This is a genomic window from Bacillus cereus group sp. BfR-BA-01382, assembly GCF_022663475.1.
GTDB lineage: Bacteria > Bacillota > Bacilli > Bacillales > Bacillaceae_G > Bacillus_A > Bacillus_A thuringiensis_S.
Genome location: NZ_JAKUFQ010000036.1, coordinates 41,309 through 48,265 on the forward strand (window position 1 = coordinate 41,309; position 6,957 = coordinate 48,265).

Consider the following 6,957-nt stretch of genomic DNA (forward strand, 5'->3'; position numbering starts at 1 on the left):
ACTATTTATTTAGGAGGAAAAAAATTATGAAATCTACTGGTATTGTTCGTAAAGTTGATGAATTAGGTCGTGTAGTAATTCCAATCGAATTACGCCGTACTTTAGGTATTGCAGAAAAGGATGCTCTTGAAATCTATGTTGATGACGAGAAAATCATCTTAAAAAAATATAAACCAAACATGACTTGCCAAGTAACTGGTGAAGTATCTGACGGTAACCTTTCTTTAGCTGAAGGTAAAATCATCTTAAGCAAAGAAGGCGCTGAGCAAATCTTAAACGAACTTCAAGATTATATCGAAACAGCAAAATAAGCTTCTCAATTATGAGAAGCTTATTTTTTATCGACATGATAGATTTGATATACATCTCTTTTCGACAAATCTCGATCTTTAGCGACTGTTTTAATCGCTTCTTTTGAATTCATACCTTTTTCATTTATATAGTGTTCAATATGATCATATACTGAAAGAGATTCCCACCATTGTTCTTCTGGAGCAGGTTCTTCTGTCGAACCAGCTACTAAAATACAAAACTCACCACGTACCTCATTTTGCTTCGTCCACTCAATTGCTTCTTCGACTGTTCCTCGAATAAATTCCTCAAATTTTTTCGTTAACTCCCGACATAATACAATCTCTCTATTTCCCAACACTTCCTGCATCGAAATTAAAGTATCATCTAAACGATGAGGCGCTTCATAAAACATCATTGTAGTTTGTACATAACGAAGCTTTTCTAACTCCATCTTTCGTTCCTTTTTATTTCTCTGCAAGAAACCATAGAAATAAAACTGCTTTGTTTCAAGACCAGATGCAATTAATGCTGTAAGGGCTGCATTTGCTCCAGGAAGCGGAATTACATGATATTGCTCAGCTACTGCCTCAACAACAATATCGTAACCTGGATCAGAAATACACGGCATACCAGCGTCACTAACAAGTGCTACATTCTTTCCATCCTCTAATTTCTCTAATATTTTCTTCCCACTTACTTCTTTATTGTGCTCATGATAACTCGTGACAGGTGTTTCAATTTCAAAATAATTACAAAGTTTTTTCGTTTGTCTCGTATCTTCAGCAGCAATTAAATCAACTTCTTTTAAAATTCGGATTGCACGAAATGTCATATCTTCTAAATTTCCAATAGGAGTTGGTACTAAATATAAAACTCCCTTTTCATTTTGTTGAAAGCTTTTTTGTTGCCACATAGCGTTCTCCTTTTTGCATATATGCCTCTTTTTGTTTTCTCGTTAATTGCTTAAAGTAATACTCCGCTTGCATAGCTGTACGTTTATCATCATGGGTCTCTACATATTTTAAAACGACAGGAAGCCTGACGCGTGTATACTTAGCTCCTTTGCCGCTATTATGAGTCTGAATTCGTTTTTCTATATGGTTTGTATATCCAGCATAATAACTTCCATCAGAGCACTCTACCACATAAAAAAAATGCTTATTCTTCTCCATATAAAATTGAACGTATCTCCTTTGTATATTCGTTATTGTTCTCATATACAACGAGAGGTGGTAAAATTTTTAAATCTGCACTTCCATCCTTAATTCCTTCAATTAACAATGTATTTGCTTCTTTTCCAACCTTAGGATAAACAAATCGCACACGCTTTGGTTCAATTTTATATTTACGCATTAATGTGACAATGTCGAGTAATCGCCCTGGACGATGTACAAACGCCACTTTCCCACCTTGTTTTACTAACTGACTACTTGCAGATACAACATCTTCTAATGTACACATAATTTCATGACGAGCTATCGCTAAATGTTCATTCATATTTTTCTCTGAAGTTTGAGGTGTTTGAAAATATGGTGGATTACATGTAACAACATCATATTGATGACGTCCGAGTTTCTCTGGCATATCTTTCAAATCTCCATGTATGAGGTGAATTCTTTCTTCCAGCCCATTATATTGAACACTTCTTACTCCCATATCATATAAGCGTTCTTGAATTTCCACACCAGTAATCTTTCCTTTTGTTCTTGTACTTAATAGAAGGGGGACAACTGCGTTACCTGTACACAAATCAAGTAAATTCCCCTTTTGAATTGGTACCCATGCAAAATCTGCCAGTAAAACAGCATCTAAAGAAAAATTAAATACTGATGGGCTTTGTATAATCTTCATGTCTTGCGCTAATAAGTAATCTAAACGTTCATCTTCATATAAATTCATATACTGCTCCTTTTCTTACCCTTAACCTACCCTATTTCATGTATAAAAAATTACCTTTCCAATTATAATTGGAAAGGTAATTTCACTTTTTATTTAAGAATGACAGACAGAACAAACAATCTCCCTCTTTACGTACACTTCCATAATGTAGATTGCAAATATGAAAACCTTCTTGATACAGTCTCGCTAAATTGTCATAGCCTTCACCAATATCTGTCTTCGGCTTCACTTCTTTACGCTTTTGAGTTTTTTGTTTTTCTTTATTCTGCACTTCTTCAAAACGGTGTCGCAAATTGTTATTTTCCATTTTTATATGCTGGTTTTCTTCCAACAACTCTGCAAGATGCTGTTTTAACTCTCCCAACTGTTTGTATAAATGTCCAATTTGCTCTTCCATACTAGAAACCGATTCAAAAATATCTTTTTTCTCCACAAGCACCCACCTCATTAATCTGTGGTTTGACTCGAAACGACCCCTTTATTCACTAACTCATCTAACGTATATTCTACTATCCGTTCCTTGTCTACTAGTTCCACTTGAATTAATCTTTCTAAAATATTTAATCCGATCACACGGCCAGTACCATGCGGGGTTTGTATACGTTGATCTAAATCAGGAAGTTGTTCCTTTGCTGCCTCATATTCATCATTCTCATATTTTAAGCAACACATTAAGCGACCACATAAACCAGAGATTTTTGCAGGATTTAATGATAAATTTTGATCCTTTGCCATTTTAATGGATACAGGTTCAAAATCTCCTAAAAAAGTAGAACAACAAAGCATACGACCACATGGACCAATACCACCTAGCATCTTCGCTTCATCACGAACACCAATTTGTCTTAGTTCAATTCTTGTTCTAAAAATTGCCGCTAAGTCCTTCACTAGTTCGCGGAAATCAATCCGACCATCCGCAGTAAAATAGAAAATAATCTTATTACGATCGAATGTATACTCTACATCTACAAGTTTCATATCAAGATTATGCTCTACTACCTTTTGCTGACAGACTTGATATGCTTCTTTTGCAGCATGTTTGTTCTCTTCAACAATGGTACGATCATTTTCATTTGCAATACGAATAACCTTTTTTAGCGGTAATACAACGTCGTTTTCATCAACTTGCTTTTTGGTAATAACTACTTTTCCGTATTCAATACCTCTTACCGTTTCTACAATAACAAACTCATTTTCAGAGATATCGAACTGATTTGGATCAAAGTAATATACCTTTCCGGCCTTCTTAAAGCGAACACCTACTACATCATACAAAACGGTCATCCCTCCTGCAACCGCAACACTAACTGTTCGAACACAAGCTGCGCATTTACATTAGCGTTGATTCTATTTTTTGCCTCTAATATATTAAAGAGAGCTGATACAATGCGCTTCTGAGCATAGGAAAACGATTCAAACATCTCTTTCTGCTCATGAAAAACAAGACGATCTTCTTCTCCAAGTTGAACATATAGTAAATCCTTATAAATAAGGAGTAACATATCTAACCCTTGCTGTAATTGTTCTTTCTCTCCAAAGTGTTTTCCCCATTTTTCTTGTACAAAAAAAATAGAGGTTTTATCTTTTTCGAGCGCTTCACATAATTTTATCACTAAAGCTCGTGCTTGTGCAAACCATTCATCACTACATAAAGCTAAAGCTTCATCAAAACTATTTGTGAGTTGAGCAGCAAGTGTCGATAAAGATGCTGTAATACCTTCTTCCTGTAATCTTCTAATTAAAGATTCTGTAGGTAACGGTCTAAACGTAACAACTTGGCAACGAGATAAAATCGTATTTAAAATTTGATGACTTTGTTCAGTAAGTAAAATAGCGGTTGTATCACTACTTGGTTCTTCTAAAAATTTCAAAAGTGTATTGGCCGCATTTGCCGTCATACGATCTGCGTGCTCAATAATATATAATTTTTTATTTGCCTCTAATCCTGTTTTTGAAAACTCTTCTTGTAAATCATGAATTTGCTGCTTCTTAATAGATAATCCGTCTGGTTTTACAATATGTAAGTTAGGGTGGTTACCTGAATCAATTCGCTTACAATTTGTGCATACATGACAGGGCTCTACTCCATTCCGCTGAGAACAGAGGAAACTCTTTGCCATTTGAATTGCTGTCGCAAACTTTCCCGTACCTTTCCCTCCCTCTAACAAGTAAGCGTGGGATATACGCTCTTTTGCAATGCTATTCATCAACATTTTTACACCGATGGGTTGTATAGCAGAAAGCTGCTCCCACGTCTTCATCATAATGCATACCTCACTTATTTCATTCTTTCCTTCTATTATAACAATTTATCTTCTATAATCTGAACAACTTCTTCTATAAGTTTTTCCATCGGCTGATCAGCATTTACCAATACAATACGATCCGAGAAACGTTCTACAACTTGTAAATACCCTTCGCGCACACGTTTATGGAAAGAGATATCTTCCATATCTAGTCGATTTACTTCACGTCCTGCATCTTTTTCAATTCGAGCCAAACCAACCTCAGGCTCAATGTCTAGATAAATTGTTAAACTAGGCATACAGTCCTCTGTTGCGAAACGATTTATTTCAAATACCTTATCCATACCCAACCCTCTTGCATAGCCTTGATATGCTAAAGAACTATCTATAAAACGATCACATAGCACGAGATAGTTCTCATTAAGTGCTGGCATAACTTTTTCTACTAAATGCTGTCTGCGCGCAGCAGCATAAAGAAGCGCTTCTGTACGTGCTTCCATCATCGTATATTCTTGTTTATGTAAAATCGTCCTAATGTCCTCAGAAATTGCAATACCACCTGGTTCCCTTGTCGCCATTACCTTTTGTGCTTTTTGTTCAAAATATGGTAATAAGCTTTTAATTAACGTTGTTTTACCTGAACCTTCTGGACCCTCAATTGTTACAAATAATCCCTTCATCCTAAAACCTACTTTCTATATCATACACTTTCATATATTTCGTATTACCTTGAAAACGAGCTCCTGCTCTCTCTAAATACATAATTTGCTCTTTATGCTCTGAAGTAATTCTCTCTCCATACATAACCAATGGAATTCCAGGTGGATACGGAATTACCATTTCCGCCGCTATCATTCCAACAGCCTCTTCTATAGATACTATCTTTGTTCCATATCCTTCTAGTTGTTTATACGTATACGGCAAAGGAGAGAATTCACCTTTATAAGTATAACGAATAGATTCCCTCTTGTCTTTCACGTCATAATGTTGCAATGCTACTCGGATCATCTCTATAACCTTCATATACTCCTCATTTACTTGCAGGGGTAAAATAAATAGGACATTGTACGGATCAGCCATCTCTGTATATATACCGACATTTTCAAATACGGACTGTAATTCGTACCCTGATAACTGACAACGAGTTTGTACGGTAACCTTTAGCTCGTCTTGCAACGGATATTCTAAAATGGCGATTTGTGGAATAGAACGTAACTGTTCCTTAAATCTCCGTAAAAACTCAACAATTTCACCATGTCCTTCTTCTTTTATACGCGCCATTGTAAAGCGTGCTATATCCAAGGAAGCCATAATTGGATACGATGGACTACTAGATTGTAGCATACTTAAATAAGTAGTAACCTTCTCTTCGTCTACTAAGTGACTATTTATATGTAAATAGGAACCCATTGTCATTGCGGGTAATGTTTTATGTGCAGAATGAACTACAATATCTGCACCATATGTTAACGCTGATTTTGGGAATGGTTCTCCCAAACAAAGATGTGCCCCATGTGCCTCATCTACCAAAACAGGGATTTTATGTGCATGTGCAAAAGCGATGCTTACCTCTAAATCCATCCCCATACCATAATAATTAGGATGCGTTAAAATGAGTGCTTTCGCATTTGGATATTTTCCAATTGCTTTCTTAATAATTTCATTACGAACTCCCACTGGTACGTTATAAGCTTCATCAATCCATGGATCTAAAAAAATGGGATTTGCTCCCGCTAGTTTTAAACCATTAATAATTGATTTATGACAATTTCTTTGTACAAGAACAATATCATGTTCCCTGCAACAAGACAAAATCATTGCTAAGTTCCCGACTGTTGAACCATTAATTAAAAAATAACTTCTCTTTGTATCATACACTTCAGTCAATAATTGTTGTGCCTCATCTATACATTCAAACGGACTATGCAAATCATCCAGTCCTGCTAACTCAGTTACATCAATAGATAGAATATCTTTAAACTCTCTTATTGCCTTCTGAGGGAAGTTTAAACCATTCTTATGACCTGGAACATGAAAAGATAACGACCCTCTTTCTTTAAACTCTATTAACGCCTCATATAAAGGCATATGATTTTGGATCATCTATCTCTGTGTTCACCATATCCTTTTCACATTCATAACATATTAAATTATTATAAACATATATACCTTCTTTTCTTTTTGTCTCACAAACAATACAAACTTCACTTTGTAATTTCATAACCTTCCCTCCCTATTTAAGTGAACCTATTTTATACTTCTAATCCTTAACAATTTCCAGAAAAATATACACCCATCTCTTATATAATATGATTAACTCTTGGGCAACGTGTTTGTATTACCATTACTTCTTTCCCATTCTTTTTAACAATACAAAAAAACACGAGTCAAATGACTCGTGTTTTAGTTGCTTGGCGACGTCCTACTCTCACAGGGACAAGGTCCCAACTACCATCGGCGCTAGAGAGCTTAACTTCCGTGTTCGGTATGGGAACGGGTGTGACCTCTCTGCCATCAT

Annotated in this window: 9 protein-coding genes, 1 rRNA gene and 1 pseudogene; 1 reads left to right on the forward strand and 10 read right to left on the reverse strand. The window is 35.7% G+C overall.

What is annotated here, in order from left to right; genetic code table 11:
- Positions 1–26: 26 nt before the first annotated feature.
- The gene (locus MR160_RS16255) at positions 27–311 is read left to right on the forward strand and encodes an AbrB/MazE/SpoVT family DNA-binding domain-containing protein (protein WP_000843036.1); all 285 of its coding nucleotides are present in this window, start codon (positions 27–29) and stop codon (positions 309–311) included.
- Between the two features lie 20 nt (positions 312–331).
- On the opposite strand, the gene rsmI is transcribed toward MR160_RS16255, so the two are convergent.
- The 10 genes and pseudogenes from rsmI to rrf form a co-directional block, all read right to left on the reverse strand.
- Positions 332–1,207 carry a 16S rRNA (cytidine(1402)-2'-O)-methyltransferase gene (gene rsmI / locus MR160_RS16260; protein ID WP_000267816.1) on the reverse strand — a complete coding sequence of 292 codons (876 nt, stop codon included), beginning with the start codon at positions 1,205–1,207 and terminating at the stop codon, positions 332–334.
- Positions 1,176–1,466 carry a GIY-YIG nuclease family protein gene (locus MR160_RS16265; protein WP_000414350.1) on the reverse strand — a complete coding sequence of 97 codons (291 nt, stop codon included), beginning with the start codon at positions 1,464–1,466 and terminating at the stop codon, positions 1,176–1,178. The genes rsmI and MR160_RS16265 overlap by 32 nt, the downstream gene beginning before the upstream one ends.
- Positions 1,453–2,193 (reverse strand): tRNA1(Val) (adenine(37)-N6)-methyltransferase, encoded by a 741-nt coding sequence (locus MR160_RS16270; protein WP_242297719.1) that lies wholly within the window; start codon positions 2,191–2,193, stop codon positions 1,453–1,455. Before MR160_RS16270 ends, MR160_RS16265 begins: the two co-directional genes overlap by 14 nt.
- Positions 2,194–2,275: 82 nt before the next feature.
- Positions 2,276–2,626, reverse strand: coding sequence for a DNA replication initiation control protein YabA (gene yabA, locus MR160_RS16275; protein ID WP_000412063.1), 351 nt, complete (start codon positions 2,624–2,626; stop codon positions 2,276–2,278).
- Positions 2,627–2,640: 14 nt separating this feature from the next.
- On the reverse strand, positions 2,641–3,468 hold the full coding sequence (locus tag MR160_RS16280) for a PSP1 domain-containing protein (RefSeq protein WP_000272429.1): 828 nt from the start codon (positions 3,466–3,468) through the stop codon (positions 2,641–2,643).
- A gap of 5 nt (positions 3,469–3,473) precedes the next feature.
- A complete protein-coding gene (gene holB / locus MR160_RS16285) occupies positions 3,474–4,457 on the reverse strand; it encodes a DNA polymerase III subunit delta' (RefSeq protein WP_000978578.1) in 984 nt (327 codons plus the stop codon).
- A 35-nt stretch (positions 4,458–4,492) separates the two neighbouring features.
- Entirely contained in the window at positions 4,493–5,119 is a 627-nt protein-coding gene (tmk, locus tag MR160_RS16290) for a dTMP kinase (RefSeq protein ID WP_000677218.1), read from the reverse strand.
- Position 5,120: 1 nt separating this feature from the next.
- Complete coding sequence (locus tag MR160_RS16295) at positions 5,121–6,542, reverse strand: aminotransferase class I/II-fold pyridoxal phosphate-dependent enzyme (RefSeq protein ID WP_242297722.1); 1,422 nt, start codon at positions 6,540–6,542, stop codon at positions 5,121–5,123.
- Positions 6,532–6,660: pseudogene (locus MR160_RS16300) on the reverse strand (sigma factor G inhibitor Gin); the annotation flags it as partial. The pseudogene MR160_RS16300 and the gene MR160_RS16295, both read right to left, overlap by 11 nt.
- Positions 6,661–6,848: 188 nt before the next feature.
- Positions 6,849–6,957: ribosomal RNA gene (rrf, locus tag MR160_RS16305) — 5S ribosomal RNA — on the reverse strand; the annotation flags it as partial.